This is a genomic window from Pseudomonas sp. Z8(2022), assembly GCF_025837155.1.
Taxonomy (GTDB): domain Bacteria; phylum Pseudomonadota; class Gammaproteobacteria; order Pseudomonadales; family Pseudomonadaceae; genus Aquipseudomonas.
In genome coordinates this window covers 3337882-3355081 of record NZ_CP107549.1, presented here as the reverse complement: position 1 = coordinate 3355081, position 17200 = coordinate 3337882, and the positions used below count along the sequence as shown (strand labels likewise).

Annotated in this window: 13 protein-coding genes; 4 read left to right on the top strand and 9 right to left on the bottom strand. The window is 65.1% G+C overall.

Features of this window, described 5'->3' with window-relative positions; genetic code table 11:
• Positions 1-16: 16 nt before the first annotated feature.
• The 5 genes from arcA to OEG79_RS16015 form a co-directional block, all read right to left on the bottom strand.
• A complete protein-coding gene (gene arcA / locus OEG79_RS16035) occupies positions 17-1267 on the bottom strand; it encodes an arginine deiminase (protein ID WP_264145955.1) in 1251 nt (416 codons plus the stop codon).
• A 73-nt stretch (positions 1268-1340) separates the two neighbouring features.
• On the bottom strand, positions 1341-2768 hold the full coding sequence (gene arcD, locus OEG79_RS16030; RefSeq protein WP_264145954.1) for an arginine-ornithine antiporter: 1428 nt from the start codon (positions 2766-2768) through the stop codon (positions 1341-1343).
• Between the two features lie 423 nt (positions 2769-3191).
• Complete coding sequence (gene putA / locus OEG79_RS16025; protein ID WP_264145953.1) at positions 3192-7127, bottom strand: trifunctional transcriptional regulator/proline dehydrogenase/L-glutamate gamma-semialdehyde dehydrogenase; 3936 nt, start codon at positions 7125-7127, stop codon at positions 3192-3194.
• A 545-nt stretch (positions 7128-7672) separates the two neighbouring features.
• Complete coding sequence (locus OEG79_RS16020) at positions 7673-8275, bottom strand: LysE/ArgO family amino acid transporter (RefSeq protein WP_264145952.1); 603 nt, start codon at positions 8273-8275, stop codon at positions 7673-7675.
• On the bottom strand, positions 8275-8688 hold the full coding sequence (locus OEG79_RS16015) for an ACT domain-containing protein (RefSeq protein WP_264145951.1): 414 nt from the start codon (positions 8686-8688) through the stop codon (positions 8275-8277). Before OEG79_RS16015 ends, OEG79_RS16020 begins: the two co-directional genes overlap by 1 nt.
• 94 nt (positions 8689-8782) lie before the next feature.
• On the opposite strand from OEG79_RS16015, the gene OEG79_RS16010 reads away from it, so the two are divergent.
• Positions 8783-9697, top strand: coding sequence for a LysR family transcriptional regulator ArgP (locus OEG79_RS16010; RefSeq protein ID WP_264145950.1), 915 nt, complete (start codon positions 8783-8785; stop codon positions 9695-9697).
• A gap of 82 nt (positions 9698-9779) precedes the next feature.
• Positions 9780-10778 (top strand): NAD-dependent epimerase/dehydratase family protein, encoded by a 999-nt coding sequence (locus OEG79_RS16005; RefSeq protein WP_264145949.1) that lies wholly within the window; start codon positions 9780-9782, stop codon positions 10776-10778.
• Here the strand turns inward: OEG79_RS16005 and OEG79_RS16000 are convergent.
• Positions 10769-11053 (bottom strand): hypothetical protein, encoded by a 285-nt coding sequence (locus OEG79_RS16000; RefSeq protein WP_264145948.1) that lies wholly within the window; start codon positions 11051-11053, stop codon positions 10769-10771. The genes OEG79_RS16005 and OEG79_RS16000 overlap by 10 nt on opposite strands.
• Positions 11054-11410: 357 nt before the next feature.
• On the opposite strand from OEG79_RS16000, the gene OEG79_RS15995 reads away from it, so the two are divergent.
• Complete coding sequence (locus OEG79_RS15995; protein ID WP_264145947.1) at positions 11411-12256, top strand: ATPase; 846 nt, start codon at positions 11411-11413, stop codon at positions 12254-12256.
• 68 nt (positions 12257-12324) lie between these two features.
• Here OEG79_RS15995 and OEG79_RS15990 read toward each other — a convergent pair whose 3' ends face one another.
• Positions 12325-13374 carry an alkene reductase gene (locus OEG79_RS15990; RefSeq protein WP_264145946.1) on the bottom strand — a complete coding sequence of 350 codons (1050 nt, stop codon included), beginning with the start codon at positions 13372-13374 and terminating at the stop codon, positions 12325-12327.
• Between the two features lie 27 nt (positions 13375-13401).
• Positions 13402-13722, bottom strand: a complete 321-nt coding sequence (locus OEG79_RS15985) for an ArsR/SmtB family transcription factor (RefSeq protein ID WP_264145945.1) — start codon at positions 13720-13722, stop codon at positions 13402-13404.
• Between the two features lie 102 nt (positions 13723-13824).
• Here OEG79_RS15985 and OEG79_RS15980 point away from each other — a divergent pair, with 102 nt between their 5' ends.
• Positions 13825-14412: an ACP phosphodiesterase gene (locus OEG79_RS15980; RefSeq protein WP_264145944.1), complete on the top strand. Its 588-nt coding sequence runs from the start codon at positions 13825-13827 to the stop codon at positions 14410-14412.
• Here the strand turns inward: OEG79_RS15980 and OEG79_RS15975 are convergent, their stop codons facing one another.
• Positions 14413-17130: a cation-transporting P-type ATPase gene (locus OEG79_RS15975; protein WP_264145943.1), complete on the bottom strand. Its 2718-nt coding sequence runs from the start codon at positions 17128-17130 to the stop codon at positions 14413-14415.
• Between the last annotated feature and the right edge of the window lie 70 nt (positions 17131-17200).

Below are 17200 nucleotides of genomic sequence, written 5' to 3'. Positions count from 1 at the left end.
GCCGGGGTTGGCTGGATCAGTAGTCGATTGGGTCGCGAATGATCGGGCAGGTCATGCAGTGGCCGCCGCCACGACCGCGGCCCAGTTCGCTGGCGCTGATGGTGATGACCTCGACGCCGGCCTTGCGCAGCAGGGTATTGGTGTAGGTGTTGCGGTCGTAGCCAATGACCACGCCTGGTTCCAGGCAGACCACGTTGTTGCCGTCATCCCATTGCTCGCGCTCGGCCTCGTAGGCGTCGCCACCGGTTTCCACCACGCGCAGTTGCTTGAGGCCGAGGCACTCGGCGACGACGTCGACGAAGGGCTTGTCCTCGCGGCGCACGTCGATGCCGCCGGGGCGGCTTTCGTCCGGGCGCAGGATGAAGGGCACGATGCTGTTGGCCACTTCCGGGAAGATGGTCACCAGATCGCGGTCGCAGAAGCTGAACACGGTGTCCAGATGCATGGCCGCGCGCGAGCGGCCGAGGCCGGCGACCACCACCTTGTCTGCCGCGCCCTTGGCGAACAGCGCGCGTGCCACCTGGCCAATGGCCTGGTGCGAGGTGCGCTCGCCCATGCCGATCAGCACGGTGCCGTTGCCGATGGGCATCACGTCGCCGCCTTCAAGGGTGGCCGAGCCATGATCCTTGTCCGGATCGCCGTACCAGATCTCGAATGGTTCGTCGGCGAAGTCCGGGTGGAAGGTGTAGATGGCGCTGGTGAGCAGGGTTTCCTGACGGCGTGCCGGCCAGTACATCGGGTTGAGGGTGACGCCGCCATAGATCCAGCAGGTGGTGTCGCGAGTGAACTGGGTGTTGGGCAGCGGTGGGAAGATGAAGCTGGCTTCGCCCAGGTAGGCGTTGAACATCTTCGCCGCCTCGGAATCCTTGTGCCTGGCCAGATCGGCACCGGATACACCGCCGATGAGGAACTCGGCGATGCGCCGCGGTTCCAGACCTTCGATGAAAGAACGCACTTCGTTCTGCAGGCCGAGGCCGACGCTGTTGGGGGTGATCTTGCGGTCGAGAATCCACTTCAGCGCGTGAGGATCGCTGACCGTCTCTTCCAGCAGGTTGTGCATCTCCACGACTTCCACGCCGCGTTCGCGCATCTTGGTCATGAAGTCGAAGTGGTCGCGCTTGGCCTGCGACACCCAGAGCACATCATCGAACAGCAGTTCGTCGCAGTTGGCGGGGGTCAGGCGCAGGTGGGCGAGGCCTGGCGAACAGACCATCACCTTGTGCAGTTTGCCGGCTTCGGAATGAACGCCGAGGGCTTTCTTGGACATGTCGAACTCCTTCTCGTTGAGCGAGTTTTCAGACTGGCCGGCGACCCGTGCTGGCCGCTCTCGGCCAGCGTTTTCAGATACTCAGGAAACCGTCATAGAGCCCGTAGGCGGCAATGGCGGCACCGATCAGCACGACGACGAAAATCAGCTTCTCGACGCCGGTGAAGATGGGTTGACCCAGTTCGCGCTTAGCCTTGGCGAAGAGAATCGCGCCAGGCGCATACAGCAGTGCCGAGAGCAGCAGGTACTGCACGCCAGCGGCGTACACCAGCCAGACCGCGTAAAGGGTAGAGATACCCGCGATCAGCAGATCCTTGTTGCGCTCGCCAGCGGCGTTTTCGTAGGTCTCGCCGCGCACGGCCAGCAGCACTGCATAGGCGCTGGACCAGAAGTACGGCACCAGAATCATCGAGGTGGCCAGGTACAGCAGGCTGAGGTAGGTGGAGGCACTGAACAAAGTGATGATCAGAAAAAGCTGGATCAGCCCGTTGGACAGCCACAGCGCATTGGCCGGAACCTGGTTGGCGTTCTCCTTGCGCAGGAACTCCGGCATGGTGTGGTCGCGCGCGCTGGCGAAGAGAATCTCGGCGCACAGCAGCGTCCACGACAGCAAGGCTCCAGCCAGTGAGACGATGAGGCCGATGGCGATCAGCTGTGCGCCCCAGGGACCCACTACCTGCTCCAGTACACCGGCCATGGACGGGTTCTTCAGGCCGGCCAGTTCGGCCTGAGCCAGAATGCCCTGGCTGAGCACGTTGACCAGCACCAGCAGCAGGAGCACGCCGACGAAGCCGAGCACCGTGGCCTTGCCAACGTCGCTGCGTTTCTCGGCTCGGGCCGAGAAGATGCTTGCGCCTTCGATGCCGATGAACACCCAGACGGTGACCAGCATCATGTTGCGCACCTGATCCATAACGCTGCCCAGTTCACTGTTGCCATGGCCCCAGAAATCCGCGGTGTAGACGTCGAACTTGAAGGCGATGGCGGCGATGATGATGAACAGCGCCAGGGGAACCATCTTGGCGATGGTGGTGACGGTGTTGATGAACGCCGCCTCCTTGATGCCGCGTAGCACCAGAAAGTGCAGCAGCCAGAGCAGCAGCGAGGCGCAGATCACCGCCGGCAGGGTGTTGCCTTCACCGAACACCGGGAAGAAGTAACCCAGGGTGGAGAACAGCAGCACCATGTAGCTGACGTTGCCGATCCAGGCGCTGATCCAGTAGCCCCAGGCCGATGAGAAACCCATGTAGTCGCCGAAACCGGCCTTGGCGTAGGCGTAGACCCCGCCGTCGAGTTCGGGCTTGCGGTTGGCCAGGGTCTGGAACACGAACGCCAGGGTCAGCATGCCGACACCGGTGATCAACCAGCCGACAAGCGTGGCCCCGGCGCTGGCGCTGGCAGCGATGTTTTGCGGAAGGGAGAAAATACCGCCGCCGACCATGGAGCCGACGACCAGCGCAATCAATGCGCCGAGGCGGAGTTTTTGTGTCGAATCAGACATCTCAATTACCTCCGTGTCACAAGGGGACATAGGTATTGAGCGCGTTTGACGAGCACTGCATCCTGACTTGAATCAATAGTCAGGATTCGTCAACGCACATCCCTGTATGCAGGCGTTGTCGAGCACCTGAACGAGTCAGGAATGCAGCTCCGACCGGCGCGCCTGGGCGCACCAGTCCTGACACTATAGTCCGAACTTTTCGTTACGCAATGATGGCTAACTGAGATGGAGTTTCGAGGGGGGAAGAGCGGGCGGGGCGTTTGGCCCCGCTCGATGCGCCGGCCGGGTAGGCTGGCGCAGACCCGAAGGTCGGAAGGAGAGAACGCGGTGCCGGGCGGGTAGCCCCTGCAGGCAGTTGCGCCGCGTGGGTACAGCATGGCGTGGAAAGCTTTCAGCCAGCTTTCCACGAGATGACAGCGGCGTTTAACCGATGGTCATCAGGCTGGCGTTACCGCCAGCCGCTGCGGTGTTGACGCTCAAGGCGTGCTCGATCAGCAGGCGCTCCAGCGCAATGTCGGTTTCGCCCTTGTTCAGCCCGTGCACGCCGACGATGGCACCCTTGCGCTGCGCTGCCTGCTCGCTCACCGCGCGCAACTGGTCGGAATCGCCGTGGTGCAGGATGGCGTCCAGCTCCACGTCGATGCTGTTCCAGTCGGCCACCAGCTGGATGTGCTTCTGCACGTCCTTCGGCAGTTCGGCATGCAGCGCGCGCTGGCTTTCCAGCCAGATCGCCTTACTGCCCACCGCCAGGGTGGCGGCCAGTTGGGCCAGCAGGTCGCTGCGCTCGTCGGCCAGGTTGAGCACGCGCTCGCGCGGCAGCAGGCTGTAGCTGTTGCGCTCGCCGGTCGGGCCGGTCAGCGTGTGGCTGCTGTAGCTCTGCGACAGCGCGCGGTACTGCTCGAACAGCGTGGCGATGCCCGGCTCCTGCTTGCCTGCCCACTCGGCGAAGGCGGCGCGCACCTTGTCCAGTTCGCTCGGAACCGGCAGGGTCTGCACCTCGGCCTGTTGCAGGTACTGGGCGACCGCCTCCTGCGGACGGGTCGACAGCAGACGATACAGGTACAGCGGGCCACCGGCTTTCGGGCCGGTGCCGGACAGACCTTCGCCGCCGAACGGCTGCACGCCGACAACGGCGCCGACCATGTTGCGGTTGACATACAGGTTGCCGACCTTGGCGGTGCCGACCACCTGGGCGATGGTCTCGTCGATGCGGGTGTGCACGCCGAGGGTCAGGCCGTAGCCGCTGTCGTTGATCTGCTGCAGCAGCTTGCCAAGGTCAGCGCGCTGGTAGCGCACCACGTGCAGCACCGGGCCGAAGATCTCGCGCTTCATTTCGTCGAAGCTGTCCAGCTCGATCAAGGTCGGTACGACGAAGGTGCCGCGCTTGATCTCCTCGCCGTTGACGCGTGCCAGTTGAGTGACCTTGCGGCCTTTCTCGCGCAGCTTGGCGATGTGGGTTTCGATGCCGGCCTTGGCTTCGGCGTCGATCACCGGGCCGATGTCGGTGTTCAGACGCTCCGGGTTGCCGAGGGTGTATTCGGCCATGGCGCCCTTGAGCATGGTCAGCACGCGGTCGGCCACGTCGTCCTGCACGCACAGCACGCGCAGGGCCGAGCAGCGCTGGCCGGCGCTGTCGAAGGCGGAGGCGACCACGTCCATCACCACCTGCTCGGTCAGCGCCGAGGAATCGACGATCATGGCGTTCAGGCCACCGGTTTCGGCGATCAGCGGAATGGTACGGCCCTGGGCATCCAGACGACCGGCAATGTTGCGCTGGAGGATGCCGGCAACTTCGGTGGAGCCGGTGAACATCACGCCACGCACGCGCTCGTCACCCACCAGACGCGCACCGACGGTTTCACCACGGCCCGGCAGCAGCTGCACGGCACCGGCCGGCACGCCGGCCTCGCGCAGGATGCGCACGGCCTGGGCGGCGATCAGCGGCGTCTGCTCGGCCGGTTTGGCCAGCACGGTGTTGCCGGCGGCCAGCGCGGCGCAGACCTGACCGGTGAAGATCGCCAGAGGGAAGTTCCACGGGCTGATGCACACCACCGGGCCCAGCGGCCGGTGGCTGTCATTGCTGAAACTGCGTGCCTGGATCGCGTAGTAACGGAGGAAGTCCACCGCCTCGCGCACTTCGGCGATGGCGTTGGCGAAGGTCTTGCCGGACTCGCGTACCAGCAGGCCCATCAGCTGTTGCAGCTCGGCTTCCATCAGGTCGGCGGCGCGCTCCAGTACGGCGGCGCGCTCGGCCGGCAGGGTGGACTGCCAGATCTGCCCGCTGGCCAGGGCGCAGAGCAGGGCGCTGTCGACATCGGCAACGCTGGCTTCGCGCACATGGCCGACCAGGTCACGATGATCGGCCGGGTTGCGCACCGGCTCCGGCTCGCCCGGGTTGGCGCCATCGCAACCGAGCATCGGCTCGGCCAGGTAGCTGTGGTTGACGGTGGACAGCAGCGCCGAGGACAGCGAGCCGAGGCGATGTTCGTTGGCCAGATCCAGGCCCGAAGAATTGACCCGCTCCTTGCCGTACAGGTCGCGCGGCAGCGCGATGCGCGGGTGCGGCAGGCCGACGGTGCCTTCCTGCGCCGCCATCTGCTCGACCTGCTGTACCGGGTCGAGTACCAGATCCTTCAGCGAGATGCTGTGGTCGGCGATGCGGTTGACGAAGCTGGTGTTGGCACCGTTTTCCAGCAGACGACGCACCAGATAGGCCAGCAGGGTCTCGTGGCTGCCCACCGGTGCGTAGATGCGGCACGGGCGGTTCAGCTTGCCGTCTTTGATGGTGCCTACTACCTGCTCGTACAGCGGCTCGCCCATGCCGTGCAGGCACTGGAACTCGTACTGGCCCGGGTAGTAGTTCTGCCCGGCCAGGTGATAGATGGCCGACAGCGAATGGGCGTTGTGCGTGGCGAACTGCGGGTAGATGGCTTCCGGCGCGGCCAGCAGCTTGCGCGCACAGGCGATGTAGGAGACATCGGTGTACGGCTTGCGGGTGTACACCGGGTAGCCTTCCAGGCCATTGACCTGGGCCAGCTTGATCTCGCTGTCCCAGTAGGCGCCCTTGACCAGGCGGATCATCAGGCGGTGGCGGCTGCGCTTGGCCAGGTCGATGACGTAGTCGATCACGTACGGGCAGCGCTTCTGGTAGGCCTGGATGACGAAACCGATGCCGTTCCAGCCGGCCAGGCTCGGCTCGAAGCACAGGCGCTCGAGCAGATCCAGCGACAGCTCCAGGCGGTCGGCTTCCTCTGCGTCGATGTTGATGCCGATGTCGTACTGCTTGGCCAGCTGGGTCAGGCTCAGCAGGGTCGGGTACAGCTCGTCCATCACGCGTTCGTACTGGGCGCGGCTGTAGCGCGGGTGCAGGGCGGACAGCTTGATCGAGATGCCCGGGCCTTCGTAGATGCCGCGACCGTGGGAAGCCTTGCCGATGGCATGGATGGCCTGCTCGTAGGAGGCCAGGTAACGCTTGGCGTCTTCCTCGGTCAGTGCCGCTTCACCGAGCATGTCGTAGGAGTAGCGGAAGCCCTTGCTCTCCAGTGTGGCGGCGTTGGCCAGGGCTTCGGCGATGGTTTCGCCGGTGACGAACTGCTCGCCCATCAGGCGCATGGCCATGTCCACGCCCTTGCGGATTACCGGCTCGCCGCTCTTGCCGATGATGCGGTTGAGCGCCGAGGTCATGCCGGCCTCGTTGTGGGTTGACACCAGCTTGCCGGTGATCAGCAGGCCCCAGCTCGCTGCGTTGACGAACATCGACGGGCTCTGGCCGAGGTGCTGGCTCCAGTTGCCGCTGGCGATCTTGTCGCGGATCAGTGCGTCGCGGGTGGCCTTGTCGGGGATGCGCAGCAGGGCTTCGGCCAGGCACATCAGCGCCACACCTTCCTGCGACGACAGCGAGAACTCCTGCAGCAGGCCCTGCACCAGACCCTGACGGCCGCTGGCGTTCTTCTGGTTGCGCAGCTTCTCGGCGATGCCGAGAGCAAGTTTCTGCGAGGCCTCGGCCTGCTCGGGGTTCAGGCGCGCCTGCTCCAGCAGCATCGGTACCACTTCGGTTTCCGGGCGGCGGTAGGCACTGGTGATGGCGGCGCGCAACACCGACTGCGGCAGGATGCTCTCGGCAAAATCGAGGAATACCTGCAGGCCCTGCTCGGTCAGCGAATCCAGGGCTTCGTCACCGGCGGCAGCGGCGAGGCCGGCATGCTCGGCGGGCGTCAGGCCACTCTCGACTTGCTCCAGATAATTGAAGATCGCCTGTTTGATCATCCAGTGCGGCGTACGGTCGATCTGCGCAGCGGCCTTTTTCAGGCGCTCGCGGGTAGCGTCGTCGAGTTTTACGCCAAGAGTGGTGGTAGCCATGGAGAATCCTGCTTGTCAGTTATGCACGGTAGAAATTGCCTGGAGCAATTTCGTCGCCTGCGACGGCCCTAAGGGTTGCCGCCTGTTGAGGGGCGGGCAGCAAAAGCTGCAGGAGATTAAACCTGCTCAGGTGCTTGGTGCAACTAGGTGCAACCAATTGTTTCGGTGGTCCGACGGACGTTCGGTTTGCCTTCACTAGTGCGCTGTAATGCTTGTATTTCGTGGATTGCGGGCCATGAAGCGCATTCGTTAGCCTGGCCTGGAGCAAGATGAAACACCTCGATCAGGTCAGCTTGCCGATGCGCTGCATCATCATGGTGCAACCTCGGTTATACCCATGGGCGCGAGTGCATCAATGCGCTCATCCGCATCGCTGAGGCAATCTCGCCTGGGTAACAGCTGTTGAGCATAGACCGCCTGGCGGGGGCGATATGGCTCCCGTGAGCCGAAAGGCTGCAGGGCGCGGATGGTGGCGATCAGCACTATAGGAGTCGGAGCGTGGAGACAGGAAGCGTACGCGCCGCCGGGAGGCGCGAGGGATGAGGCTAGAGCGCACCCAGAATCAACTGCGCCGCCACGCTGAACATCATCGTCGCCACGCCCAGATCGATCAGGCGCCAGGTCACCGGCCTGGCCAGCCAGGGCGCCAGCCATGCAGCGCCAAGTGCCAGGGCACTGAACCAGAGAAAGGAGGCGCTGGCCGCGCCTGCGGCATAGGCGCCTGGTTCGGGTTGCTGGGCGCCGAGCGAGCCGATCAGCAGCACGGTGTCCAGATAGACGTGCGGGTTGAGCAGGGTGACCGCCAGCGCTGCGAGCATTACCGCGCGCAATGAGCGTGGTTCGCTTGCGGCCGCCTGCAGCGATTGTGGGCGTGCCGCGCGCAGTAGCGCCTGGCTGCCGTACCAGATCAGGAAGGCGGCGCCGCCCCAGCGGGCGACGGCCAGCAGTGTCGGGCTCTGCACCAGCAGGGTGGCCAGGCCGAACACGCCGGCGGCCACCAGCACGGCGTCGCAGACGATGCACAACGCCGCCACCGGCAGGTGATGTTCGCGGCGCAGGCTCTGCGCCAGGACGAAGGCGTTCTGCGCGCCGATGGCCATGATCAGACCGATGGCCACCAGCAGGCCGTTACTGTAGCTCTGCCACATCAGGCTGGCTCCGGCAGCGACACGGCCGACAGTGCGCGCAGGGTCGACAGCGCCCGTTCGGCACACTGGAGGGGTACGAAGATATGGTCGTGATGAAAACCGGCGATCACGTTGCAGCTGATGCCTGCCTGCGCCAGCGCGGCAGAGAAAGAGGCAGTCAGGCCCACCGCTGCCAGTGACGAATGCACCTGCAGGGTGATCCAGGCGGCGACATAGTCGTAACTCAGGCCGTGCCGGTCGGCACTCTCGCGCGCTAACACCAGGCTCAGGCCTTCGGCTTCACGCAGGCTGGCGATGGGCTGCAGGTTGCTGCAGTCATGTTCGGCCGCCACGCAGCAGAACACGTACTGACCGGGGTTGAGCTGGGGCGTCATGCTTTGCAGCAGGCGCGCGAGGTTGGTTTCGCCGGACATGCCTGGCTCCTGATCTGACCGAATGCTGGCGAGTCTGCGGCGTCTGCATGTATAAGAGAAACAAATATTGCTGATCACTCATTAGGAAAATCGATTGTTCGATTACAAGCTTCTGGCAGCTCTGGCCGCAGTGGTGGAGCAGGCTGGTTTCGAGCGCGCGGCGCAGGTGCTGAGTTTGTCGCAGTCGGCTGTTTCCCAGCGCATCAAGCTGCTTGAGGAGCGGGTGGGGCAGCCCGTGCTGGTGCGTGCCACACCGCCGGCGCCCACCGAGATTGGTCGGCGCCTGCTCAACCACGTGCAGCAGGTGCGTCTGCTCGAACGCGATCTGCAGGGCCAGGTGCCGGGGCTGGATGAGCAGGCCTTGCCGGAGCGTCTGCGCATTGCCATCAATGCCGACAGCCTGGCTACCTGGTGGGCGGCGGCGACTGCGGAGTTCTGCGCCGCCCAGCGGGTGTTGATGGAGCTGGTGGTGGAGGATCAGGAAGTGGGACTCAGGCGCATGCGCGCCGGCGAAGTGGCCGGCTGCGTATGTGCTGCCGAGCGGCCGGTGGCCGGCGCGCGCAGCATGGCGCTGGGAGCGATGCGTTATCGCGCCCTGGCCAGCCCGGCCTTTATCGCCCGACATTTCTCCGCGGGTGTCAGCGCCGAGGCGCTGGCGCGTGCGCCGGCCATCGTCTATGGCCCGGATGATCAGTTGCAGCATCGCTACCTGGCTGGTTTGGGCGTGACGGGCGCTTTCGCCTATCACCTGTGTCCTTCGTCGGAAGGTTTCGTGCGTCTGACCGAAGGTGGGCTGGGCTGGGGGCTGGTGCCGGAACTGCAGGTCCGTGACGAACTGGCCAGCGGCAGGCTGGTGGATCTGGTGCCGGAGCGCTTCATCGATGTGCCGTTGTACTGGCATCACTGGCGCAACGGCGGTGAACTGCTTGGCGAACTGACCGAGCAGTTGCGTCGCCACTCGTCTTCGGTGCTGGTACCACTGCACTCCTGGCGGTCTGCAGAGTCGTAGTTCTGGCCGCTGCCGACAGCGCAGGTCGGACCGTGCGCTGCTAGAGTGCGGGCATTACAAGAACCAATGTCTGGGGGATGCGATGAAGATTCTGGTCACCGGCGCGAGTGGCTTCATCGGCGGGCGCTTCGCGCGGTTCGCACTCGAACAGGGCCTGGATGTGCGGGTCAACGGCCGCCGTGCCGAAGGCGTGCAGCATCTGATCAAGCGCGGCGCCGAGTTCGTCCAGGGCGACCTTGGCGATGCCGAGCTGGCGCAGGCGCTGTGTCAGGATGTCGAGGCGGTGGTGCACTGCGCCGGCGCCGTTGGCGTATGGGGTGATTACGCGCAGTTTCACCAGGCCAACGTGACGGTCACCGAGAATATCGTCGATGCCTGCCTCAGGCAGAAGGTCCGGCGCCTGGTGCATCTGTCCTCGCCGTCGATCTACTTCGATGGAAAATCCCATGTCGATATCCGCGAGGAGCAGCTGCCCAGGCGCTTCTCCGATCACTATGGCAAGACCAAGTACCTGGCCGAGCAGCAGGTGTTCGCCGCACAGGAGTTCGGTCTGGAGGTGATCGCCCTGCGGCCGCGCTTCGTCACCGGCGCCGGTGACACCAGCATCTTCCCGCGACTGATTGGCATGCAGCGCAAGGGCCGCCTGGCGATCATCGGCAATGGCCTGAACAAGGTCGACTTCACCAGCGTGCACAATCTCAATGATGCCTTGCTCGGCTCGCTGCAGGTCGGGGGGGCGGCCCTTGGCCAGGTGTACAACATCAGCAATGGTGCGCCGGTGCCGTTGTGGGACGTGGTCAACTACGTGCTGCGCCGCCTGGAGCTGCCGCCGGTGACCCGGCATGTGCCGTTCCCGCTGGCCTATGCTGCGGCGACGCTCAATGAAGGTGTGTGTCGCCTGTGGCCCGGGCATCCCGAGCCGAGCCTGTTTCGCCTGGGCGTGGCGGTGATGGCCAGGGATTTTTCCCTGAACATCGACTGCGCCCGTGAGTACCTGGGCTATGAGCCCAGGGCCAGCCTGTGGGATGCGCTGGACGAGTTCTGCACCTGGTGGCAGGCGCAGATGGGGCCTCAGGAGTAGATGCGCTGGCCGCGATAGATGCGCACCGAGCCGGTCGGATTGCCAACCGGCAGTTCCACCTCGGCCACCGGCTTGGCGACGCGCTGGGGTTGATCGGAGAGTTCGGCCAGGCGCTGGCCCAGGCGGCGGGTCTCTTCGTCGTGGGACTTCAGGCAGCCTTCGAGCATGGCGTCGACTGCATTGGGCTGGCTCAGGTGGATGTCCGCTGCCTGCTCGTCGCGCAGGCGACGCCGCAGTGCTTTCATGCAGTCCAGTACTTCTTTGTTCAGTTCCATCATGACTTCCCCCGCTTGGTTGAAGGATCACCGGCTGAGGCCTTCCTCTCCCGCCGTGATCTGGCCAGCCGCTTCCCATCGGCTGTAACACGCATGTCGTGCCAAGTGCTCTGCAGAACTTTCAGGCCGCCTGCTGGCTTGTGAGCGACGTGCTATCGATGCGCTCGCGTCAGGGCAAAAGCAAAGTGCGTACCAGTTCAACTTCTACGGAACTGCTGGGATGCGGACGAGTCGATGGCCCTGTCGCGCCCTTCGTCGGTGCATCGCGCACCTGCTTGGCGCGACGCTGATGGCATAGTGGCGAATCGGTATACTGCGCGGCATTTCCGTTTCTTCGTTCCAACCATAGGTCCGACCATGCGTAACGACGCCAACGACGAGCTCGACAACCTGCCCAGCCTGACCCCGGAGCGCCGCGAGGATTTCGCCGAGCCGCGCGAGGAGCCGGCTGTACGCAGCAGCCGTGTCTCCAGCAGCAAGGCGGCGCCCAAAGGCGCCAGCACCGGGCCGCTGTGGGCACTGGTCGGTGCGCTGAGTTTTGCCCTGGCCGGCCTGGGCTGGTGGAGCCTGCAACAGATCGGCCTGATGGAGCAGCGCCTGGTGGCGACCCAGGAAAGCTTCGCCCGTATCAGTGAGGAGGCGGCCGGACGCATTCAGGATATTTCCGGCAAGGTGGTGGCGACCGAATCCAGCGTCACCAGCGGCAGCGAGGCGCTCAAGCTGCAGGTCAAGCAGCTGGAGAATCGCCTGGCCGAGCTGAGCCAGCAGCAACAGCAGAGCGCTACCGCGCAGGCCGCGCTGGACAAACGGGTCGAACAACTGGGTAATGAGCTCAAGAGCGGCATCGGTGCCGGCGCCGATTTTGACAAGCGCCTGCAGGCTCTCACTACCGAGCAGGCGGCGCTGAAGGCCGCGCAGGGTGATGCCAAGGCGACCCAGGCCGAGCTGGCCAAGCTCGATACCCGGATCAAGGCACTCGGTACTGATATCGAAGCGCTGAAGAAGCAGGGTAACCCGGCCCAGTCCATCCGCAGCCTGGAGCAGGATCTGCTGGTACTGCGCAGCGAGCTGGACAATCGCCCGGCCGCCAGCGCCGGCCCCACCACCGCCGAGTTCGATGCCTTCCGCGCGCAGATGACGCGCAACATCAACACCCTGCAGAGCCAGGTGATGAATCTGCAGCAGCAAATCGATCAGCGCTGAGGCGCTTGGCTGAACGAACAAGCCCCGCAATGCGGGGCTTGTTCGTTTATTGCCGGTCGTACGGTGCGTTACAGACGCGGATAGTCGATATAGCCGACCGGGCCTGCGCCGTAGAAGGTTTCCGGATGCGGCTCGTTCAGCGCGGCGTCCTGTGCCAGACGCTCCGGCAGGTCCGGGTTGGCGATGAAGGGAATGCCGAAGGCCACGGCGTCGGCCTTGCCTTCGGCCAGCCAGGCGTTGGCCTGATCCTTGGTGAAGCGCTCGTTGGCGATGACCACGCCGCCGAATGCCTGCTTCAGTTGTGGCGTCAGGCTGTCTTCACCCACTTTCTCGCGGGTGCAGATGAAGGCGATGCCGCGTTTACCCAGTTCACGGGCCACGTAGCCGAAGGTTTCGGCGCGGTTGGCGTCGCCCATGTCGTGCGAGTCGGCGCGCGGCGCCAGATGCACGCCGACACGGCCGGCGCCCCACACGGAAATGGCCGCATCGGCCACTTCCAGTAGCAGGCGTGCACGGTTCTCGAGGCTGCCCCCGAAGCGGTCGGTGCGCTGGTTGGTGCTGCTCTGCAGGAACTGGTCGAGCAGGTAACCGTTGGCACCGTGGATTTCCACGCCATCGAAACCGGCGGCCATGGCGTTCTCGGCACCCTGACGATAGGCCTCGACGATATCGGCGATTTCCTCGGTTTCCAGGGCGCGCGGGGTGACGTATTCCTTGATCGGACGCACCAGGCTGACGTGGCCGGCGGGCTTGATCGCGCTGGGAGCCACCGGCAGTTCGCCGTTCAGGTAGATCGGGTCGGAGATGCGCCCGACATGCCACAGCTGCAGGACGATCTTGCCGCCATTGGCGTGTACCGCCTGGGTGATGTTGCTCCAGCCACGAACCTGCTCATCCGACCAGATACCGGGAGTGTCCGGGTAGCCGACGCCCATCGGCGTGACCGAAGTGGCCTCGCTGATGATCAGGCCGGCCGAAGCGCGCTGGGTGTAGTACTCGGCCATCAGTGCGTTGGGCACGCGGCCTTCGTCGGCGCGGCAGCGGGTCAGCGGCGCCATGATGATGCGGTTGTTCAGATGCAGATCACCGATCTGGATGGGGTCGAACAATGTCGGCATGCGATGTCTCCGGGATTAAAGATCGAATCAGAGTTGCTGGCCCAGGCGCTCGACGAAGGTCTGGATAAGCTCGTCGTTGCGCTTGAAGAAGTGCCACTGGCCGACCTTGCGACTGGTCACCAGACCAGCGTGCTGCAGGGTGGTCAGATGGGCGGATACGGTCGATTGCGAAAGCCCGGTGCGCAGGAAGATCTTGCCGGCACACACGCCGATCTCCAGCGGATGAGCCTGTTCGGCGAAGTGGCGTTCGGGCTCCTTCAGCCAGCCGAGGATGTCGCGGCGCACCGGGTGGGCAATGGCCTTGATGATGGCGTCGATATCCAGGGTGTGATCGTTGCGTATCGTCATGCGGCGAACCTTATATCGTCTCTGAGCGATATACAGATCGATTGTTCCAATAGTCTTCATCAGTCGCTTCGATTGTTCTTCCAGCGGCGTTAAGCTGCCGGGATGAATTACCTCGCCCATCTGCATCTCGGCGGCAATGCCCCGTCACAGTTGCTCGGCAGCCTCTATGGCGACTTCGTCAAAGGCCCGCTCAACGGGCGCTGGCCGGCACAAATCGAGGCAGCCATTCGCCTGCACCGGCGTATCGATGCCTTCACCGACAGCCATCCCCTGCAGGCGCAGGCGCGCGCACGCTTTCCGCTGGAGCGGCGGAGAATGGCCGGCATGTTGCTCGACCTGTTCTTCGATCATTGCCTGGCCCGTGACTGGCAGACGTACGCAGCGCAGCCACTGGACCAGTTCACCGGCCGGGTGTATCGGGTGCTGGCGGCCGAGCCGCAGCTGCCGGGGCGCCTGGCGCTGATGGCGCCGCGCATGGCGGAGCAGGACTGGCTAGGCAGCTACCGCGAGTTCGCGGTGCTGGAACAGGTGATCGCCGGCATGCAGCGACGCCTGTCCAGACCGCAGTTGCTCGACGGCAGCCTGATCGAGCTGGAGCGGCTGTACGAGCCGCTCAGTGAAGACTTCCGCGCCTTTTACCCGGAACTGATGGCCTTCGCCCGGGCGCAGCTGGATGCGGCAGACGGCTGATCAGCGTGCCTGCGGGTGCAGGCGATAGCGTCTGACCAGCCACTTCTCCAGTTCCGCCACGCTGAACAGCGCCAGGCCGGCCAGCAGTACCTGCAGCCATTGCTGCAGGCTCAGCCCGGTGGAGCCGAACACCCGCTGCAGTGGCGGCGCGTAGTTGAACAGCAGCTGCAGAGCGGCACAGGCGGCGATGGTCCAGAGCACCGCACGGTTGCCCAGGAGGCCGTCGCGGTTGACTACCGAGGCGAAGATGCTGCGGCTGTTGAGCAGGTAGAACATCTCGCAGATCACCACCGCATTGACCGCCACGCTGCGCGCCATCTCCAGGCTGCTGCCGCGCTGCAGTTCCCAATGGAACAGGCCGAGCGCGGCGGCCATCATCAGCAGCGACACCATCAGCACGCGCCAGGCGAAGAAGCCCGACAGCAAGGCTTCGCCCGGATCACGCGGCGGGCGATTCATCAGCCCGCGCTCGGCTGGCTCGAAGGCCAGCGCCAGGCCCAGCGTGCCCGAGGTGACCATGTTGATCCACAGTACCTGCGCCGGGGTCATCGGCAGGGCCAGCTGGAACAGGATGGCGGTGATCACGATCAGGGCCTCGCCACCGTTGGTGGGCAGGGAGAAGAGAATGAACTTCTTCAGGTTGTCGTAGATCGCCCGACCCTCGCGCACGGCACCGGCGATGGTGGCGAAGTTGTCGTCGGCCAGCACCACTTCGGCGGCTTCCTTGGCCGCTTCGGTGCCCTTGAGCCCCATGGCCACGCCGACATCGGCGCGCTTGAGCGCCGGCGCGTCGTTGACCCCGTCGCCGGTCATGGCCACCACCTGGCCGCTCTCCTGCATGATCTGCACCAGACGCAGCTTGTGCTCCGGGCTGGCCCGGGCGAACACCTCGACGCCGGGCAGCACTTCGCGCAGGCGGCGGTCATCGAGCAGCTCCAGCTCGGCACCGGTCAGGGTCGGCAGGCCGACGCCGATGCCCAGTTGTGCGCCGATGGCGCGGGCGGTTTCGGCGTGATCGCCGGTGATCATCTTCACCCGGATGCCGGCGCGCTGGCATTCGGCGACGGCGGCGATGGCCTCTTCACGCGGCGGGTCGATGATGCCGATCAGGGCCAGCAGGGTCAGCCCATCGTCCACGTCGGCGAACGTCAGCGTGCGCTGTTCTGCCGGCACCCTCTTGCTGGCCAGGGCCAGCAGGCGCAGCCCGCGGGCGGCCAGGTCGGTGGCCTGGCGGCGCCAGTAATCGGCGTCCAGGGGCGCATTGTCGCCGTCGGCGCTGCGCTGACTGCTGCACATCTCCAGCACGCGTTCCGGGGCGCCCTTGAGCAGGATCAGGCCATGACCGGCGTGGTCATGATGCAGGGTGGCCATGAAACGGTGCTCGGACTCGAAGGGGATTGCATCGCTGCGCGGCAGTTGCGCCAGCAGGCTCCGGGTGTCGAGGCCGCTCTTCAGCGCCAGGGTCAGCAGTGCTCCCTCAGTCGGGTCGCCATGCAGCAGCCAGTGGCCGGCAGCGTCCTGCTGCAGGCGCGCGTCGTTGCACAGTTGTGCGGCGCGGGCGATCTCCAGCAGTTCTGCGTCGGGCTCGCGCAGCGTGCCATCCTGGTGAAAGGCGCCTTCCGGGGCGTAGCCAACGCCGCTGACATCGAGAATGCGGCTGGCACTGACCACGCGCTGCACGGTCATCTCGTTGCGCGTCAGGGTGCCGGTCTTGTCCGAGCAGATCACCGTCACCGAGCCCAGGGTCTCCACCGCCGGCAGGCGCCGGATGATGGCGTTGTGGCCGGCCATGCGCTGTACGCCGAGGGCCAGGATCACCGTCATGATCGCCGGCAGACCTTCGGGGATGGCCGACGCGGTCAGCGCCACCACCATCATGAACATGTCGCCGGGGGCTTGCCCGTGCCAGAGGATGCCGAGGATGAAGGTCGCCAGCGCGAGGATCAGGATGATCACCGCCAGCCAGCGGCTGAACTGCTCGATCTGCCGCAGCAGCGGCGTGGACAGCGCCTGCACCTGCTGCAGCATGGCGCCGATGCGCCCCAGTTCGGTGTCGGCCGCAGTGGCCACCACCACGCCGGTGGCCTGGCCGCTGCTGACCAGGGTGCCGGAAAAGGCCATGCAGCGGCGGTCGCCGAGCACGGTATCGCGGTTGCAGTGGGCGACGGATTTTTCCACCGGCACCGATTCGCCGGTCAACGCGGCTTCCTCCACCAGCAGGTTCTTCACGCTGAGCAGGCGCAGATCGGCCGGCACCTTGTCGCCGGATGCCAGCAGCACGATGTCGCCGGGCACCAGGCGTTCGGCATCGATTTCGTGGCGTTCGCCGTCACGCAGCACCATGGCGTGCGGCGAGAGCAGGTTGCGGATGGCGTCCAGCGCATTCTCCGCCTTGCCTTCCTGGATAAAGCCGATGATCACGTTGATCAGCACCGCGACGAGGATCACCGCGGTATCGACCCAATGGCCGAGCAGGGCGGTAATCAGGGCGGCCACCAGCATCAGATAGAGCAGCACGTTGTGGAACTGATAGAGCAGGCGCAGCAGGGGCCCACGGCGATGCGGTGGCGGCAGACGGTTGGCGCCGTGGCTTTGCAGGCGTAGTTCGGCTTCGGCCTGGCTGAGGCCGCTGGCGCTGCTGTGCTGCGCCTCCAGCGCTTGCTGTGCAGTCAAAGCGTGCCAGGCGTGGTCACTATGTCGAGAGGGAGGATTGCCCATGAGCCACACGTCTCCTTCGTTGGGGCGGCTGTGCAGGTCACCTGAACTGGCGTGACGAGCTGTACTGATC